Origin of the sequence: Carboxylicivirga litoralis (genome assembly GCF_025499605.1) — a bacterium.
Classification (GTDB): Bacteria; Bacteroidota; Bacteroidia; order Bacteroidales; family Marinilabiliaceae; genus Carboxylicivirga; species Carboxylicivirga litoralis.
In genome coordinates, this window is the sequence record NZ_JAFMVC010000012.1 from 128,256 (window position 1) to 144,986 (window position 16,731).

The following is a 16,731-nucleotide window of genomic DNA, read 5'->3' on the forward strand; positions in this document are numbered from 1 at the left end:
ATTATGAAGCAAATTTGGATAATAACAAAAAGGGAGTTGAAAGGGTATTTTGATTCCTTGATGGCATATATACTCATTGTTGTGTTCCTTGGGCTAAGTGGCTTTTTTACCTGGCTCTATGGCAACAATGATGTATTCTACATAAATAGAGCAACCATGCAACCGTTCTTTGGTATTGCATACTGGACGCTTTTTATATTTATTCCGGCATTAACCATGAAGCAAATTGCCGAAGAGTTTAAAACAGGTACTATTGAGTTGCTCTTAACCAAACCTGTATCAGATTGGCAGGTAGTTACAGGTAAATTTCTGGCAACTTTTCTGCTAATTGCAATTTCACTGGCTCTAACATTGCCATATTATATTTCTATTGCCAATATTGGACCAATAGACCATGGCTCCGTTCTGACCGGGTATTTAGGTTTACTTTTAATGAGTGCGGCATATATAAGTCTTGGTATTTTTGCCAGTAGTATAACATCTAACCAAATTGTGGCCTTTTTATTGGCTCTTATTATTGGAATTTTCTTTCAGATTCTATTTGGCATTATTTCAAGGGCATTTCCGGGGATGATTGGAGATACTTTATCATATCTCGATATGCAATATCATTATCGAAGTATTACACGAGGTGTAATTGACAGTAAAAACATCATCTATTTTGTCTCAATAATCCTTGGAGGATTAATGGCATCTGAACTGTCTCTTGTTAAACGTAACATCAACTAAAAAGAAAAAATATGAACGACAAGCTACGATTTAAATATTATATCGCATTGGCTTTAGGTGTTTTGGTATTAATTAACGTTTTGGCTAATCGTTTTTTTGTTCGCCTTGACTTTACTGAAGACCAGCGATATACATTGAGTGAAACCACCAAAGATATTTTACAAGATATTACAGAGCCAATAACAGTAACTGCTTATTTTTCTGAAGGTCTGCAACCTCAGTTCGACCAATTAAGAAATGATTTTAAAGATTTATTGGCAGAATATGCATCTCGAAGTAATCATCAACTGGTATTTGAGTTTATTAATCCCAATGAAGATGCACAGGAAGAACAGAAAGCTGTACAGGCGGGAATTCAGACAGTGATGATTGAAGCAAGAGAGAAAGACCAGGCTACTACAAAAAAAGCCTATATGGGGGCTTTAGTGCAGATTGGTGAAAACTCTGAAACAATACCATTTATTCAGCCGGGAGCACAAATGGAATATGCATTAACAACAGCCATTAAAAAGATGACAATTCCGGATAAGGATGCAATTGGCTTTATTGTTGGTCATGGAGAGCCAACACTAAATGAACAAATACAGGTAATTCAGGGATTGGAAGTTCTATATGTGCCGGAAGAAGTTGCATTATCAGATAGTGTAAATCTCAGCAAGTATAAAACACTGGCCTGGATAAACCCTCAGGATTCAATTCCTGAAGAGCATTTTACTTACGTAGAGGATTTTTTAAATCAGGGAGGAAATTTACTTGTGTCTTTTAATAAGGTTGATGCTCAATTAAATCAAGGAATGGGCTTTGCTAAATATACAGGAATGGGTAATTGGCTGCAAAAACAAGGACTTACCGTTAATGAGGATTTTGTTGTGGATGCCAATTGTGGTTCTGTAAATGTTCAACAACGCCAAGGTATTTTTACGGTTAATCGTCCGATTAACTTTCCTTATTTACCAATTTTATCCAATTTTGCCGACCATCCTATCACACAAGGCTTAGGAACAATGATTATGCAATTTGGTAGTTCGTTAACCTTTAGTGGGGATTCATTAAGCACTTTTACGCCATTGGTCTTTACCTCGGATAAATCAGGAAAACAACCGGCTCCAGTTTATTTTAATATTGAAAAACAATGGCAGGAAAGGGACTTTACAGCTTCAAAACTTACAGTTGCAGGACTTCTGGAAAAAGACAATCATAAATTGGTAGTAATCACAGATGGTGATTTGGCCATTAATGGTTCTGGTCAGGAGGTACGCCAGGTTCAACCTGATAATGCCAATTTTCTTGTAAATGCTATTGATTATATGAGCGATGATACCGGACTTATTCAATTAAGGAGTAAGCAGGTAAAGATGCGACCATTAGACCAGTTAGAAGATGGGGATAAGAACTTGTTGAAAATTCTAAACTTTACTCTACCAATCCTTATCATTCTGGGTATTGGTATTTATCGTTATCAAAGAAGAAAATTTACCCGCTTAAAAATTAAAGGAGAAAGCTATGTTTAGAAAATTGAATATAAAAACGTTGAGCTGGGTATTTTTAGGCCTGCTCATATTAACTGTTGGTATAAAGGTGTTGGATAACAGAAGAGGTGTTAATACACTCAAGTCTGAACTATTTAATATTGAAGAAAATATAATTACATCTGTAATTGTAAAACCCAAAATGCTTAATGGTAAAAGTATAGAACTTAAAAAGGATAATGAGAATTGGAGAGTCGTATCTGACGGAAAGTCATATAATGCTGATGCAGCAACAATAGAACGATTAATCAATCAATTAAATGGACTAAAGCCTATTAGACTTGCTTCTCAAACAAAAGATGGATGGGATAAATTTGAATTGACTGATTCGCTTTCAACAGAGGTGCAGTTTGTGGGAGCTAAAGGCGAATTAGCAAAAATATACATCGGAAAGTTTTCGTATTCCCAACCCAAAACAAATCCTATGGTGCAACAAAACCCTTATATGCGTCCGCAAGGAACCATGACATCTTACGTGCGATATAATGACGAAAAAGAGGTTTATGCAGTTGAGGGGTTCTTGGGTAGTTCTGCCAATAGAAATGTAGATGCGTTTAGGGATAAAACCCTATTAAAAACAAATAAAACCAATATTAACAAAATTGAGTTTAGTTATCCTGCTGACAGTTCATTTACAATGGTTAAAAACGAAGGGGTCTGGATGAGTAATGGCATACAGCTTGATTCTGCATCTGTAGCCAATTATTTATCCGGAATTACTTCGTTGAAAGGAAATAGCTTTACTGGTGATAATAGAAGCTCATTTACTCATAAAACGAAAATCTTTTCAGATAGTGGGGAGCAAGTAGAGGTGAATGCAGTGATTGAGAATGAAGAAGTTATATTAACAACTTCTCAAAACCAAGGAACTGTTTTTAAAGAAGCCCTAAGTTCAAATTTCAATAAATTGTTTATTTCAAAAAAGGAGCTGTTGAAGTAAACCGCTTTGTATTAGAGAAAACCCCTAGTTATCTAATTGATAACTAGGGGCACAATAAAAACTGACTTTATAATATTTTTCTATGCTAAACTCATTTCCGAGCATTTTAATTTTTGTGATAATAGGTGCATGTCTGAGCTTATCTTTTCGTTTGTAATTCTAGCATAAATCTGAGTTGTTTTAATATTGGTATGCCCAAGCATTTTACTAACGGATTCGATAGGAACTCCCTTTGATAGGGTAACGGTGGTTGCAAAGGTATGCCGTGCTAAATGAAAGGTAAGGTTTTTATTAATACCGCAAACATCAGCGATTTCTTTCAAATACTGATTTGTCTTCTGATTTGTCGGAATTGGCAAAAGAACACCGTTCGGTAAACCTTTGTATTTGTCTAGGATTAATTGGGCTATATCTAATAACGGCACAACCGTTTTAATAGAGGTTTTCTGGCGTTTAGTATTTATCCATAAATTTCCATCAAAGCCTTTAGTGATGTGTTCTTGTCTAAGATTTTTAATGTCAATATATGCAAGTCCTGTGTAGCATGAGAAAATAAAAATATCACGAATTCGCTCTAAGCGTTCGCTACAAAAGCTTTTCTGCATGATTAGTTTTAGCTCATCATCGTTCAAGTAACCTCTGTCCACCTTTTTGATAGAGATTCTGTAATTGCCAAAAGGGTCGGTTTGAATCCATCCGTTTTTTTGAGCAGTAAGTACTATGCTTTTAAATTTCTGAATAAACTTAGCAGTTGTGTTGGCATTGCAGCCACATTGTGTATTCAGGTAAGTTTCAAAGCCAACTATAAAGGAGTGGTTGATTTCCCTTAAATCAATATCGTTTCGCTTATATTCGGTTTTCAGGTAATTTGATAGGTGTCGTTTACAGACCTCTGCCTTTTGGTAAGTGGCTTTAGATTTACTTATGCCAATCTGTTTCTTTAGGAGGTTATTGCTGTCCTGAAAGAGCTCCATTAAAAAGAATTGCTCTTGTCCGATACCTAAAAATGTGTTTTTAACCTTTTCGGCAGTTACTGTGATTTCTTTTCGGATAAGTTCATTGTATGTTTTATGAATGGAGGTCTTTATTTCTTCCAAAAGGCTATTAGTGGCCACTGCTTCCGAACTTCGCCCTTTTACTTTGCCCAGACTAACGCTCCATTCAGTAACCTTTATATATTGCTTTGTGCTGAATTGTGCCATTTTACCATTAACACTGATTCTTGCAATAATAGGTGCTGTTCCGTCTTTTCTTTTTGCACTTTTCTTAATGTAAAAAAGAACTTTAAATGTACTTCTCATCTGCTTCATTTTTTTGAATTGTAAAACTAGTTTATTAATCTCAAAATGAAATGATTGCAGGTGTGCCAATTCGCGACATTACTATGCCAATATGCGACAATTTGTGACCTATTTTTGATTTTAAAAAACAGGGTACGATTTAGCCACAAAACTATGTCGCTTTTTGGCAATTTTATCAAAGTACTTACAGACAAAAAGGCATAAAAAAACCCTACAATATCTTGATATTGTAGGGTTTGTCTTTTTTCTGTCTTATATTGACATTTAACTAAGCGGAGAGAGAGGGATTCGAACCCCCGGTACCTCGCGGTACAACGGTTTTCAAGACCGCCGCATTCGACCACTCTGCCATCTCTCCAGTAAATCATTAGTGCATTTCCTTAAATGCGGGTGCAAATATAGATAATTTCACTAAGGATGCAAGAAGATTTTATCGAATTCTTTATTTTAACACGTAATTTTATTTTAGTGAAGATAATATGTCTTTTTAAACCTGATTTTTATTATACTTTTTTTATCGAACATTTGGTAAACACTGGAAATACTATATATTTGTAGAGGAAAGTTTAAGAATTAAATTAGTTTAACCCTGAAATTAAAGAGTATTATGAACAAGGCTCAATTAATTGATGCAATTGCTGGCGAAGCAGAATTAACAAAAGCTGATGCAAAAAAAGCTTTAGACGCATTTATTAAAGTAACTGGTAATGCATTAAAAGACGGTGGTCGTGTTGCATTAGTAGGTTTTGGTTCTTTTGGTGTATCTGAAAGAAGCGCTCGTACTGGTAGAAACCCACAAACTGGTAAGGAGATTGAAATCCCTGCTAAGAAAGTTGTTAAGTTCAAAGCAGGTAGCGAATTAAGTGACGCTATCAACTAAAAAGCTGCAACAGTAAAATACAAAGAGAGTGCAATTGCACTCTCTTTTTTTTTCTACTTTCGGCAAAAATTGAACACCATGATTGAACAACTGATTAGCTTTCTGCAAGAGTTTTCGAAAGAAGAACGACGTGAACAACTTTGGCAGGTAGCCAACGACAGAACCAGGTATGTAACCGTTGTACTCGAAGACATCTACCAGACTCAAAATGCCAGTGCCGTTCTTCGCTCATGCGATTGTTTTGGAATTCAGGATGTGCATATAATCGAAAATGAAAATACATTTAATATTAACCCCCAGGTTGTAATTGGTGCTACTAAATGGCTCCACCTGCATCAATATAACGAAGAAGCCAACAACACGCGTGCTTGCCTTCGGAAACTTAAGAATGATGGCTATCGAATTGTTGCTACCACACCCCATCGCAATGATGTTAACCTAAATGATTTTGATTTAAGTAGAGGCAAAACAGCTGTTGTTTTTGGAAACGAAAGAGAAGGCATCTCTGATATCGTTATGGAAGAAGCTGATGAGTTTATGAAGATACCCATGTACGGCTTCTCGGAGAGCTTAAATATTTCAGTCAGCGCTGCCATTACTTTACAACACTTTTCAAACCAACTAAGAACAAGCGAATTGAACACTAAATTATCAGTTGACGAACTGAACGCCTTATATTTAGAATGGTTAAAAAAATCAATTAAAAAGAGTGAACTACTAATAGAAGAGTTCAATAAAAGAAACAATACTTCGTTTTAGGAATTAATTTTTCTGCCTGATAAAGCTAATAGTGCCGATATTTTTTTATTTTTGAAGAAAATCAGATTCTATGAATTGCATTATTATTGATGATGACAAACTCTCAACAAAGATTATTCAAGAATTTGTTGAGAAAACCGATGACTTGAATCTGGCGGGGAAATTTGACAGTGCTGTAAGTGCGATTAATTACCTGTCTAAACAAGATATTGAAACGATTGACCTTATTTTTCTTGATATAGAAATGCCTGAAATGAGTGGTATCGATTTTTTAAAATCACTTGACGAATTACCACAGGTTATCGTATACTCCTCTCAGGAAAAATATGCAATTGATTCGTACGAATATAATGTAACTGATTATTTATTAAAACCTGTTCAATACGGCCGCTTTATTAAAGCTGTTAAAAGAGCGCGCGAACGTTTTGAAGAGAAAGAATCGATAACACGCGAAACCAACGAGATTTTCGTTAAGAACAACAGCTCGCTGGTTCGGGTAAAATATGACGACATTCTTTGGATTGAAGCCCTGGAAAACTATGTGGTACTCAACACTTTTAAAGATAAGTTTACCATTCACTTTACCATGAAAGCTATTTCTGAAAAGATGCCACCAGAACGCTATGTAAGGGTTCACCGTTCGTTTATTGTAAACATTAATAAAATAAAGGTGATCGAAGACAATTCAGTCATCATCAATTACGAAGGTGGTTCTAAAATCATTCCAATCGGGAAGTCATATAAGGACAAGCTAATGGATGATATTAATTTGATTACCAGATAAAATTAAAGACCGTTAAAACGGTCTTTTTTTTGCACCTGCCTTTTAATCATCATCATTATCGCTTTCATACTGCTCAACATTTCTTACCTCGTTGTTGTAGTAATACACGATCACTTCGGCCGTATCTCTTAAAAAATTAATCTTACCAACTTCTGCTCTGTGAATACTAAGGCCCGTACGTTGCTGTAAATCATTTAGCATATCATTGTACTTTTCAGGCGTAATCAATTCAATCTTCTCATAAATAACCAGTTTACTCGATTCATGTTGTAGCAACCATACCCTTTCAAGACCAAAAGTGACGCCTATTACCATTAAATTGGTCAGAACCAACTCAACAACACTGACGTTTTCACCGCTTAAAGCATTAATAACTGACACACCTATTGTTATAAACAAATAGGTCATTTCCTTAATAGGAATTTGTGTTGTGCGGTACCTGATTATGCCGAAGATAGCAAACAACCCTAGTGCAAACCCAAGTTGAAGATTTACACTATCGAGCAATACACATAAAAGAAAGACGATTGTACTAATCAGGACAAAAGTGAAGAGATAATCTTTTCGTCGTGCTTTCTGATAGTATAAAACACGCACTAGTATTAAGGTCACAAACAGGTTAAAAGCAAAGCGGATGGTTAACCGAAGCAGGCCATCCATATTTATCAGGCTTTCGTTTAGCAAGTTTAAATCCATATTTTTAGGCTGATGATTCAACGAATTAAACCTCTAATCTAATGAATATTCATCGCATAAGCATGCCTTTGCTTTTAAATTATCCCATTCAAGTGCTGTTCTTTCGATTTCACACACATATACCTTCACGTACTTTTTTTAATACTTAACACCTGTCAATTGCTCAGATATATCCCATAGCTTTCTGGCTGGCTCTTCTAACTGAGCCAGCTTATTAGCATTTACCTTTACCGGGTAGCCCTTAAACTCAAGCGCTCCTTTGGGTCCAAAGAAATCTTTATTACGAGCTGTTTCGTCAAAAGCGGCACGTAAAGTAGGCAATACGCCCATATCTGCTTGCTGAGAAAAGATGGGGTTTAATAGCCTGGCTAAACCCATGTGGCGCTGTAAATCGGTACTGGTCCACCCCGGATGAGCAATGGTTACACGCGGTGCCTCAGGATCTGTTTTATACCTGTTAACCAGTTCATACGCAAAATAAACATTAGCCAGTTTACTATCAGCATAGGCGGTGTTGGTTTTATACTTGCGTTTTTCCCAATTGATATCATTGAATTCAATGCCTTTGGTCATTTTATGGGCAATACTGGAGGTGACTACTAACCTGGAGCCCGGCGTACTCTTCAGCACATCCATTAAATGACCAACCAAGGCGAAATGCCCCAAATGATTCGTTCCCATCTGTATTTCAAAACCATCTTCTGTCGTTGCAAAAGGACAAGCCATGATACCGGCATTGTTAATCAACACATCCAGTTGATTATATTGTGCTTTAAAAGCTGCTGCAAACTTCTCTATTGATTGAAGACTACTCAAATCCACCTTCATCACCGATGTTGTATGATTAGGATAGCCTTTCGTCAACTCACGCAATACATTGTGTCCTTTTTCCATGTTGCGCACAGCCATTATTACCTTCGCATTTTTTGCGGTCAATACTTTTGCAGCTTGTTTACCCAAGCCACTGGTCGCTCCTGTGATGATTACTACTTTACCTGTCTGATCAGGAATATTGCTTTCATTCCATTGTGTTGTAGCCATAATGATAGGTTTTAATGATGGATACAAAATTGCAGCCTGAAACTCAACTAATCGTATATAAATTACAGATGTTTGTATCGATATTACTGATTTGATGTTCTGTTAACATATATTTCAGTTTTAAGTTTCAACAAACATACGCCATGAAATTAACATGGTCAATAACAGTGATTACACTGTGACTATAACAACACTTAAAACGCTCAACAACTGCCACTTAAGACAAAATACCTCTAATCTACATTAAGAACACAAACAAGCAAACGTTAGAAAAAACAAGGTTTAATATGAAAACGCACCTAAAACAGCATATAAAAGTACATTTTCAGGTTATCTTAACCGCTTTTCGACCCATTTTAGACACCTCTAGCTACCCGTTTCGGGTTCGCTTCGGTATTTCTTCGACTACTGTTCGGCTACGCGCGTAGTCGAATAATTGCCAAAGAAATACCGAACATGAATCGTTGAAGCGCCAAAGCCAGTCCCTATATGATACTACAATGGGTACAGTAATCACCGAAGCCGATGATTCACTAATACCTCTACTGCTTTGAATAAAGCATTGTCAACTTTTAGTCGGCAACATCCTTCATTCGTATCCATTATAGTCCTTTAAGCACCCGTTCAAAACCCTGACTATTCATCCAGCACTGCGCACTGGCCTCATCAGCAACCTGCTCTATCCTATCGGTGAATTCATTTCTGATGCCATGCTCATTAACATACTGCAATGCTTCTTCAAAAGCCTTTAACATCGCTTTATAAAAAGACTCATGCTTGATAAACTGCTCAGATGTATAGGTTTGAGCTATTTCGATGTGATAAAACATCACATCAGCCACTAGCGATGGCTCAACTCCCAGGCGAATGAAATGACGAATATATTTCTGAGCCACCGAGCGGCGCATCTTAGCTTTACGCCCACTCACCGGAAAGTATTCCTTGGAAATCTTCAACTTACATTCTTCCATCAGTTTATTTTCCTTAGGATTGAATGCAAAATCGTAATATTCTTTTACCTCTTTAAAGCGGGTATATAAATCAATAATCTGATCTTCCAGTTGCTTCTTATCTAATTCGTGAAGATAAAGTTTCAGGTCTCTTTTGCTCATGCCTTAAAAATAAGGATAATAACGGTTATTTGTTAAAATAACCAAGTGCAGACAAGCTTATTTTTCAACAAACGCAAAAAGGCTGCATCAATCGTTATTGACACAGCCTTTAATTATGAACCTAAATTCAGAATTTCACTTCGAACCCAGGTTATTACTAATCTACATTTATTAGAACTTAAGATTAAGTCCCATTAAATAACTTGAACCCGTTTCATCGGAGAACATAAACTCCTGCGACGATTGATTGGTAATATTACGGGCATTAAGGTAAACATTCATCCAGTCTGTCAATTCATACGAAACTTTCATGTTAGCGCTAATTTTAGGATCTATTTCAACCTTCACATAATCTGGTCCAAAGCTATAGAACGACTCTTGTTTACCATATGCATAAAGCGATGCATTAATGTTCAACTTCCTATTGGGTTGGTAATTAAATGAAGCTCCACCGTAGACCGTTGGTGTATAATCATGATCAATAGAAATATAACCTGATTCTTCACCAGTGGCCGCCCGGTTGAGTGGCTCACCTGTTAAACCCTCATAAATAACACCATTGGAAGCATCAAACTGATTAAGTGCTGTTTGTTGATAAGTCGCAAATAGTGAAGCATTAAACTTCTCATTCATCACATACTTAAGACTTAAGGTCGCGCCTATTTGTTCCGACTCCAATGCTGTATTTTGTACGGTCTCAGTGATGGTCGTATTCATTACATCCGGTGCACCTTCAGTTGGTTCACCCTCTCCTTCCCCGGGAGCTTGCATGGTTTGGTTCGTTTCATTAACCAGCTGCGAGTAATTATTTGACTGGTTGTAGAAAACAGATAGATCAGCCTGTAGCTTCTTTCCAATCTTTTGACGAAGACCCATCTCTAACATAGTCATCTCCACAGGATTTAAATCCTTATTACCCAGATTTAACATGGTCATGCTACCAGTCTGCCCCATTGCTGCCGCACTTTCTATTTGACGATTCATATATGTGTTCAATATAAACGGACTTGAGTTGGCTTTGGAGGCCACTGCACGTAACAGGGTGCTTTCGCCAAATTTATAGGATGATGAAAACTGGTATGACGTGTAGTTTTTATCCAGCTCGAAGAAGTAGCCCTGCATAAGGGCTCCCACCAAACGCAGTTTATTAAAAGCCGTATAATCCAATCGAAGGCTTCCTTGCAATGAACCTAAAGTGGCATTACCGTTTAACAAACCTTGATTAGCCGACACATCCACATAATCTTCATCGGAATAATAGGCATAATTAGACTCCAAACCTGGACGTATCACCAGATTTTTATACTTCAGGTTGTAGGCTAATTGTCCGTTTATCTCCATGTAATCATACTCATAACCCGGCAAACCTTCTATCGCATTTAAGCGCCCAAATGTGGCAGACGCGTTGGCATCAAAATTACCCGCACGCAGGTTGAAATTATTACTAAACGACGACGATACGCGGGTGGTTAATACGGAACCAATATCCATATAGGCCGTTTGAACAGAAGATGATTGGTAAGATCCCGTATAGTTTAAGCCCAACTTATCCGATGGTTGATACTCAACAAAAAGGTTAACGGCTCCCTGTTGTTTAGCATTCCAGTAATCGCTATCAAAAGCAGAGGCATTATAAGTGGTATCAATGCCTGCGTTTATTTGGCCAACCTCATCCCCTAAAGCATAGGTATCCATTTGTGGAATGTAATAGGTATTCTGAAAACGATCGGCATTTTGATAATTGGCCGAAAGTCGAAGCCCCCAGTTACCTTTTTTGTACGACACATCACCATAAAGAATCTGTGAGTTATGATCGCCTCCCTGCACGTCAAAATGGCTCTTGATACCCTCGGCATCAGTGTTTTTTGTGATTAAATGAATAACACCCGATACCGCATTAGGGCCATACAAGGCCGAAGAAGGACCGTAAATAACCTCAATTTTTTCGAGATCGTTCAATGCCACCGGCAAATTCTCCCAGAAAGTAGCGCCCAGAAAATTATTATACACAGGTCGGTTATCAATCATTACCAGCGTGGTTGAATTCACTGTGCTAGTAATATCTGAACCCGGCGGTACATAATCGTTGCCCCTAATATGCACATCATAGTTACCATTAGTTTTTTCGCGGACGATGATTCCGGGCATTAGTCGCAAGGCCTCTGGAATTGATCGTGCTCCTGATTGCTCCAGCTGTTGAGCGGTTAATACACTTGTGGCTAAAGGTGCATTATAAACATCTTCCTCCATTTTAGAGGCCGTGGATTGCGTTGGATTCAGCAACATCGCATACAGCTCATCAATGGAGGAGAGCTTAAATTTTTCAACAAGGCGAATTAAATCTTCAAATGAGAACTGAAGTAAATCATCCTGTGTATATCCCTTTATCTGCTCCAAAGTCAACCCTTCAACATCCACTTTGTAACTCTCCTGTGCATAACTAACCAAAGTCAATACCATCACAGCTACAGTCATCAGCAGTCTTTTCTTCATTATTTCAAACATGTGTAAAATTGGTTTTGATAATCTTTAATTCTTAACGATCCCAAGGCTCATTAAAGAGCTGGTTACATTTAGCTTATGCGCCTTAATGGTTTGTGGATAAATTTCGAATTCTATCTTTTTTGAATTATCGATAAAATTGATGCCAACGCCTTCTATGCCGGGTTTTTCGCCAATCAACAAAACAGGTTTGGAGGCAATGAGTGATTTTACTTGATCCACTTTACTCGACATGGTTCGTGCCAGGTACACCAGGTGACACCCTTCCACATCGAGTTTTGAAGGCAACACCTCACGCACTTCTATTGGGTGACCAAACAATTGACGTTTCTGAGCGATGGCTTGTAATTCGTTTTGAAGTTCTTTCGTTCCAACCACACCGATAACAAAAGCATTATTGACGTCTGGCCATTCAATACGCTGCGAAATGTTGTAAATAAATAAGGCCTGAAACTTGTAGTTCTGCGCCGGAAGCTGCTTATGCAATACAAATAGCATAAGAAATACCAATAGTTTCTTCATCGATTCAATTATTAAGTTAGTACTGTTCCCCTAAATACTAAGCCGAACAAGTAAGTTCTTATAGCTTCATATTCAGTTCAAACATCCAACTTTCAAAGCGCCTTAAAAATTATATTCGACGAATACCTGAATCACCTCAATGTTTTGAAACTTATAATCGATGAATTATACCAACACCCTCTTTTTCTCAATTAGATTACAAATTGCTTCATAGGGACAAGTTTCTTTTTATTACCTATTGCAAACTTTCACTTATCATTTATTAGCTTAGAACACTGAATAAAAACAACTTATTACCAATGATGCTTCGATAAGTATTTACTGCCTTCACTAAGACCTTGCTACATATTTTCCTACTTTTGTAGATAAATACACAAAATTCATTTCGCTTATACACAATTGCAATGCAGATACTTTTAAATTGTCTACCTCCAGCTGATATTTACACACCGTCTATTTCGCTGTCAATATTAAAGCGTTTTATGGTAGATAATGGTTATGCCACTCACATAAAGTATTGGAATTTCCAGCTATCAGTTATGAGTGAATTCTCCGATAGCGAGGATACCGAAATACGCTTATTACCTTTTTTGTCAATCATTAACGACCAAAACAATAACACAAAAGGCAATAAACGAATCATCTCGCAATTACAAGCATTAGATCCCGAACACAAAAGCATTCATCCTCATTATTACGGTGACTTTCTACGCGATAAGAAAGAAGAAATACTAAAAGTAATCCGGCACGAACTTCAAACTATAGATTTTAGCACCATCAGCTTATTTGGTCTCACAGCGAAATACAACCAGTGGATTCCGGGTATAATCCTGGCCGAAGAAGTAAAAAAAACAGCCCCCCATGTTAAGATAATAGTCGGTGGCTTTGGCAACAAAAATGTGGCAGTAGAAGCCATGAAGCTCTGCTCTTCTTTTGACTTCTGCACCTGGGGTGAAGGCGAATATCCTTTACTTGAATTAATGCAGCAGCTTGAGCAAGACCAACCGGAACTTAAGACTGTCCCGAGACTAGTTTATCGCTATGATAAACAAATCATTGACTCGGAAACAAATCAAAGTGAGTATCTGGACTTTGACCATTATATCTATCCCGATTACAGCGATTACGTGCAACAATTTCCTGAATATGAAGACAAGGAACAAGTGAGCATTCCTATTAATTCTATTCGTTCCTGTCATTGGCATCGCTGTAATTTCTGCGATTTCAATCAAGGCTACAAGCTAAGAACACGAACGCCTGATTGTATAATCAATGAGATAAAGGAAATATATCAACGATATGAATTTACAGTCTTCACATTTGTTGATAGCGATACTTTTGGAAGCTTAAAGCACTTTGACGAATTACTGGATGGGCTTATTAAGCTAAAATACGAAACCGAAGAAGACTTCTCATTTTGGGCTGAGATAATCCCTAATTCGCATTATAACGCGGAGCTAATGAAAAAGATGGCCATTGCTGGCTTTAAAAACCTCTTTATTGGTTATGACGGACTGTCAGATGGTTTGCTTAAAAAGATGAATAAAAGCAACACCTTTTCCGACAATATCTTCTTCGTCAAATACTCCTTGAAAAATGGAATTTATCCATTCACCAATGTTATCAAACACATACCGGGCGAAACAGAAGACGATGTTCAGGAATGCATCAACAACCTGCATTTTCTGCGTTTTTTCTACAACGATAGTGTCGTATCATTCTCGCACAATTATGTGACTTTGGTCTTATCATCCATGTCCAGGTACTATAAACTATTGCCCAATGATGAAATTGCCCGCTACGATACAGATGATTTATCATATTTACTCCCAAAGTCATTTTCTGACAACGCAGAGCGCTTTCACCTGTTCAGATATCAAAAAGATGTTCCTGATAATCAACGTGAGTGGGATAAACTAACTGAAGTAGAAAAGTACTACCAATCCAATAACTTCACCTATAAAGTACAGGAACATAAAGGTGTTATATACTACACCGAATACTGTAATGACACCGAGATAGAGAATATTGTTTTTGGCGAACCTGAATATGCGTTTGTGCTAAAGGCATGTAATCAGCAAGTGCGCAGTTTAAGCTCCATATTTGATGAAGTTAAGAATCAATTTCCGAATATCACTTCAGCTCGTTTAAAAGAAATACTTGGCAACCTTAAGTCAAGTTATCTACTTTATTGTGATAATGAGTTTTCGAATATTGTGTCTGTAATTGAAGTATAAAAAAAATCGCTCAAATTACTTTGAGCGATTGTAGTTAATTCCGGTAGTGCCCAGAACAAGACTCGAACTTATTAAATCTCACTTTTTTACAACACATCCAAAATGCTCGTTCAATTCCCATATTTAAAGGCCTACATAAGATTCAAATATTATTTCTAATTAAAATAAGTTCAATAACATTTCAATAGATCTAAACATTACGGGGAAAATATGGGGAAAGTTTTTACATTTGCTTTATCAAAACCCTAATTCATGGCAACAATAAAGTTCTTCATTCGACCTAGTAAGAAAAAAATAGATAAACCAGTTAATATCTACATCAGATTTAAATCTGGAACCTCAGTTGACCAAACTTCAAAAAGCACTTTATTCATCCTGCACCAAAATTGGAGCAATGACACTCAAAGCATCAGACAGCGTGCAGAAATTAAAGACAAAGATGAGTTCAAAGATAAAATCAAGAACTTGCGACGATTTATTGAAGATGAGTTTTTAGAATACCATGACAAAACCAACTTGCCTAAAGATTGGCTAAAAAAGACAATTGATAAGTTTTTTAATCCCGAGCATTACACGGAAGAGAAAATCACCCTATTCTCTTTTATAGAAAACTATATTGTACAGTCAAAAAACAGAATTAATCCTAGCACTGGTAAAAAAATAGCACTATCAACATTAAAAAAATATAAAACCTGCTTCAACTGTCTTAAAGACTTCTCTACTGATACCAACAAAACAATTGACTTTGAAAATATAAACCTTGATTTCTACCACGATTTCACACAATATTTAGCTCAAAGTAAACAACATGCCACTAATACAATTGGAAAGCAGATTGCAATTCTAAAAGGCTTCCTAAATGAAGCAACTGATAGAGGCATCAATACTAAACTAGACTTCAAAAGCCACCGTTTTAAAATAACCACAGAAGAATCTGATAGCGTATATTTAAACGAAATTGAGCTTGATGAAATTTTCAACTTAGATTTAACAAACAATCCCAGATTAGACAAGGTTCGAGACCTATTTTTAGTTGGGGCTCATACCGGATGTAGATTTTCCGATTATACATCAATTACACCTGAGAGCATAAAAGATGGCTTTATTAAAATCGAACAAATAAAAACAGGAAATAAGGTTATAATCCCGATGCATCCCGTTGTTAAGAGTATTATTGAGAAATACAAAGGCGAATTACCCCAAGCAATATCAAATCAAAAATTCAATCAATATATAAAAGAGGTTTGTAAAAAAGCAGAACTTGATAATATTGAGAAAAAGACAATAACTAAAGGAGGATTTAAAGCATCAAAAACCTTTAAAAAGTATGAGCTTGTAAGTAGTCATACGGCAAGAAGGTCTTTTGCTACAAATCTATATAAGTCTGGCTTTCCTTCGATATCGATAATGCAAATAACCGGACATAAATCTGAAAAAGCATTTTTAAAGTACATAAAAGTTACACCAGAAGAGCACGCTAAGCTGTTATTACAACATTGGCAGAAAAATGGACAACATTTAAAAATAGTTTAATGAACACACATGATTACCAAGACATAGTAACAATAGCAGGTTTGGATACGACTAAACACCCTTTCCTAAAAAGCTATTTTTTACGCGCATTTAATAGTGCTCATGAAAAAGACGAAACCCTTTCAATAGAGGAATTTCATCATTTTTGCATGATAGAGGCAGAGTG

General features: G+C 36.7%; 14 protein-coding genes and 1 tRNA gene. 8 read left to right on the top strand and 7 right to left on the bottom strand.

Annotation, left to right across the window (positions count from 1 at the left end; all coding sequences use genetic code 11):
- The first annotated feature begins 3 nt into the window (after window positions 1-3).
- From J1N10_RS12720 to J1N10_RS12730, 3 genes are read left to right on the top strand one after another with little or no spacing between them, the layout of a single operon-like run.
- Window positions 4-729 (top strand): ABC transporter permease subunit, encoded by a 726-nt coding sequence (locus tag J1N10_RS12720; protein WP_262327091.1) that lies wholly within the window; start codon window positions 4-6, stop codon window positions 727-729.
- A gap of 11 nt (window positions 730-740) precedes the next feature.
- Entirely contained in the window at window positions 741-2,240 is a 1,500-nt protein-coding gene (locus J1N10_RS12725) for a GldG family protein (protein WP_262327092.1), read from the top strand.
- On the top strand, window positions 2,233-3,198 hold the full coding sequence (locus J1N10_RS12730) for a DUF4340 domain-containing protein (protein WP_262327093.1): 966 nt from the start codon (window positions 2,233-2,235) through the stop codon (window positions 3,196-3,198). Before J1N10_RS12725 ends, J1N10_RS12730 begins: the two co-directional genes overlap by 8 nt.
- 80 nt (window positions 3,199-3,278) lie before the next feature.
- Here the strand turns inward: J1N10_RS12730 and J1N10_RS12735 are convergent, their stop codons facing one another.
- Together J1N10_RS12735 and J1N10_RS12740 are read right to left on the bottom strand one after the other, a co-directional pair.
- Window positions 3,279-4,499, bottom strand: a complete 1,221-nt coding sequence (locus tag J1N10_RS12735) for a site-specific integrase (RefSeq protein ID WP_262327094.1) — start codon at window positions 4,497-4,499, stop codon at window positions 3,279-3,281.
- A gap of 273 nt (window positions 4,500-4,772) precedes the next feature.
- Window positions 4,773-4,857, bottom strand: a tRNA-Ser gene (locus J1N10_RS12740).
- Window positions 4,858-5,106: 249 nt separating this feature from the next.
- Between J1N10_RS12740 and J1N10_RS12745 the strand changes: the two genes are divergently transcribed.
- The 3 genes from J1N10_RS12745 (at window position 5,107) to J1N10_RS12755 (ending at window position 6,922) form a co-directional block, all read left to right on the top strand.
- A complete protein-coding gene (locus J1N10_RS12745) occupies window positions 5,107-5,379 on the top strand; it encodes an HU family DNA-binding protein (RefSeq protein ID WP_262327095.1) in 273 nt (90 codons plus the stop codon).
- Window positions 5,380-5,457: 78 nt separating this feature from the next.
- A complete protein-coding gene (locus tag J1N10_RS12750) occupies window positions 5,458-6,138 on the top strand; it encodes a TrmH family RNA methyltransferase (protein ID WP_262327096.1) in 681 nt (226 codons plus the stop codon).
- Between the two features lie 70 nt (window positions 6,139-6,208).
- Window positions 6,209-6,922 (top strand): LytR/AlgR family response regulator transcription factor, encoded by a 714-nt coding sequence (locus J1N10_RS12755; protein WP_262327097.1) that lies wholly within the window; start codon window positions 6,209-6,211, stop codon window positions 6,920-6,922.
- Between the two features lie 42 nt (window positions 6,923-6,964).
- Here the strand turns inward: J1N10_RS12755 and J1N10_RS12760 are convergent, their stop codons facing one another.
- The 5 genes from J1N10_RS12760 to J1N10_RS12780 all read right to left on the bottom strand — a co-directional run bounded on the left by J1N10_RS12760 (window position 6,965) and on the right by J1N10_RS12780 (window position 12,795).
- Entirely contained in the window at window positions 6,965-7,618 is a 654-nt protein-coding gene (locus tag J1N10_RS12760; RefSeq protein ID WP_262327098.1) for a DUF4956 domain-containing protein, read from the bottom strand.
- Between the two features lie 138 nt (window positions 7,619-7,756).
- The gene (locus tag J1N10_RS12765; RefSeq protein ID WP_262327099.1) at window positions 7,757-8,659 is read right to left on the bottom strand and encodes an oxidoreductase; all 903 of its coding nucleotides are present in this window, start codon (window positions 8,657-8,659) and stop codon (window positions 7,757-7,759) included.
- Window positions 8,660-9,261: 602 nt separating this feature from the next.
- The gene (locus J1N10_RS12770; RefSeq protein ID WP_262327100.1) at window positions 9,262-9,771 is read right to left on the bottom strand and encodes a DUF6155 family protein; all 510 of its coding nucleotides are present in this window, start codon (window positions 9,769-9,771) and stop codon (window positions 9,262-9,264) included.
- 171 nt (window positions 9,772-9,942) lie between these two features.
- Window positions 9,943-12,264, bottom strand: coding sequence for a TonB-dependent receptor plug domain-containing protein (locus J1N10_RS12775; RefSeq protein ID WP_262327101.1), 2,322 nt, complete (start codon window positions 12,262-12,264; stop codon window positions 9,943-9,945).
- Between the two features lie 36 nt (window positions 12,265-12,300).
- Entirely contained in the window at window positions 12,301-12,795 is a 495-nt protein-coding gene (locus tag J1N10_RS12780) for a YfiR family protein (RefSeq protein ID WP_262327102.1), read from the bottom strand.
- Window positions 12,796-13,199: 404 nt separating this feature from the next.
- Between J1N10_RS12780 and J1N10_RS12785 the strand changes: the two genes are divergently transcribed.
- Window positions 13,200-15,032: a B12-binding domain-containing radical SAM protein gene (locus J1N10_RS12785; RefSeq protein ID WP_262327103.1), complete on the top strand. Its 1,833-nt coding sequence runs from the start codon at window positions 13,200-13,202 to the stop codon at window positions 15,030-15,032.
- A 252-nt stretch (window positions 15,033-15,284) separates the two neighbouring features.
- Window positions 15,285-16,565 carry a tyrosine-type recombinase/integrase gene (locus J1N10_RS12790; RefSeq protein ID WP_262327104.1) on the top strand — a complete coding sequence of 427 codons (1,281 nt, stop codon included), beginning with the start codon at window positions 15,285-15,287 and terminating at the stop codon, window positions 16,563-16,565.
- Window positions 16,566-16,731 lie beyond the last annotated feature (166 nt).

Excerpts from the sequence above, each read along its gene's own strand:
- J1N10_RS12720 (WP_262327091.1), top strand. The coding sequence starts at position 4 with ATGAAGCAAATTTGGATAATAACAAAAAGGGAGTTGAAAGGGTATTTT.
- J1N10_RS12725 (WP_262327092.1), top strand. The coding sequence starts at position 741 with ATGAACGACAAGCTACGATTTAAATATTATATCGCATTGGCTTTAGGT.
- J1N10_RS12730 (WP_262327093.1), top strand. The coding sequence starts at position 2,233 with ATGTTTAGAAAATTGAATATAAAAACGTTGAGCTGGGTATTTTTAGGC.
- J1N10_RS12735 (WP_262327094.1), bottom strand. The coding sequence starts at position 4,499 with ATGAGAAGTACATTTAAAGTTCTTTTTTACATTAAGAAAAGTGCAAAA.
- J1N10_RS12745 (WP_262327095.1), top strand. The coding sequence starts at position 5,107 with ATGAACAAGGCTCAATTAATTGATGCAATTGCTGGCGAAGCAGAATTA.
- J1N10_RS12750 (WP_262327096.1), top strand. The coding sequence starts at position 5,458 with ATGATTGAACAACTGATTAGCTTTCTGCAAGAGTTTTCGAAAGAAGAA.
- J1N10_RS12755 (WP_262327097.1), top strand. The coding sequence starts at position 6,209 with ATGAATTGCATTATTATTGATGATGACAAACTCTCAACAAAGATTATT.
- J1N10_RS12760 (WP_262327098.1), bottom strand. The coding sequence starts at position 7,618 with ATGGATTTAAACTTGCTAAACGAAAGCCTGATAAATATGGATGGCCTG.
- J1N10_RS12765 (WP_262327099.1), bottom strand. The coding sequence starts at position 8,659 with ATGGCTACAACACAATGGAATGAAAGCAATATTCCTGATCAGACAGGT.
- J1N10_RS12770 (WP_262327100.1), bottom strand. The coding sequence starts at position 9,771 with ATGAGCAAAAGAGACCTGAAACTTTATCTTCACGAATTAGATAAGAAG.
- J1N10_RS12775 (WP_262327101.1), bottom strand. The coding sequence starts at position 12,264 with ATGAAGAAAAGACTGCTGATGACTGTAGCTGTGATGGTATTGACTTTG.
- J1N10_RS12780 (WP_262327102.1), bottom strand. The coding sequence starts at position 12,795 with ATGAAGAAACTATTGGTATTTCTTATGCTATTTGTATTGCATAAGCAG.
- J1N10_RS12785 (WP_262327103.1), top strand. The coding sequence starts at position 13,200 with ATGCAGATACTTTTAAATTGTCTACCTCCAGCTGATATTTACACACCG.
- J1N10_RS12790 (WP_262327104.1), top strand. The coding sequence starts at position 15,285 with ATGGCAACAATAAAGTTCTTCATTCGACCTAGTAAGAAAAAAATAGAT.